General features: G+C 62.2%; 2 protein-coding genes. Both read left to right on the forward strand.

The window, feature by feature from the left end; genetic code table 11:
- Positions 1–245, forward strand: a 245-nt coding sequence (locus B3E91_RS13780) for a hypothetical protein (RefSeq protein WP_287029953.1), incomplete at its 5' end; no start/stop codon positions are given.
- Entirely contained in the window at positions 199–561 is a 363-nt protein-coding gene (locus tag B3E91_RS13785; protein ID WP_287029954.1) for a hypothetical protein, read from the forward strand. The genes B3E91_RS13780 and B3E91_RS13785, both read left to right, overlap by 47 nt.
- The last annotated feature ends 172 nt before the right edge of the window (positions 562–733 follow it).

Raw genomic sequence — 733 nt, forward strand, 5'->3', positions numbered from 1 at the left:
GGGCTCATAACCCGAAGGTCGTCGGTTCAAATCCGGCTCCCGCAACCACTCTTGTCGGTACGCTCGAAACGAGCGAATCGACAAAACAGAAAGGCCTGCAGCGATGCAGGCCTTTTTGTTTTCCGCTGGAAAAATCCCGGCGCTCGCCGACGCTTCCGCCGCCCTCCTCGCCGACGCCCACCAGCGCGATGCCGCCCGATGATCCGGATGACCGGAACACCGTCGGCCGAACCGTCGACGGCTGAAAAACTCGAAAGGACATGCCCGGCACTTTCGCCCGCATTCCTGACAGAAGAAGCCATCATGACAGCGCCCGAAGAAAAATCCGTCGAAGGTCTGCGCCACGCCTTCGAGCCCTTCAGGACGGAAATCGTCTCCAACGGAACCGATATCGAACTGCAGGTCTACGACCCCGCGAACATCGATCCGTGCATCGTGGTTTTCCCGCAGAGCCGGATCGACAGCGAGGAAGGCTTCGACCAGATCGTGGCCGAGGTGCGCGAACGCCTGGCGGAATCGACGGCGCGGGCGAAGGAACTGTCCCGGGCGAAGGACCAGTGAGCACAGCGCCGATCCTGCCGGCCCCTGTCCGGGTCGCCAGCGGGCAAGCTCCCCTAGCCGCCTCGAACTCTCTTCCAGCCCAGGCACCGTAAAGACGTCAGCGAATCAGCTCGAAAGGGTATTCGATCACCAGGTAGATGCGGTCGATGTCCCTTCCTGCCTGGGCCGCGTT

Origin of the sequence: Pseudomonas sp. UBA6310, from assembly GCF_002438225.1 — a bacterium.
In the GTDB taxonomy this organism is placed as follows: domain Bacteria; phylum Pseudomonadota; class Gammaproteobacteria; order Pseudomonadales; family Pseudomonadaceae; genus Pseudomonas_O; species Pseudomonas_O kuykendallii.

Bases quoted from the DNA above. Each gene is read 5' to 3' on its own strand.
- B3E91_RS13785 (WP_287029954.1), top strand. From the start codon at position 199: ATGATCCGGATGACCGGAACACCGTCGGCCGAACCGTCGACGGCTGAA.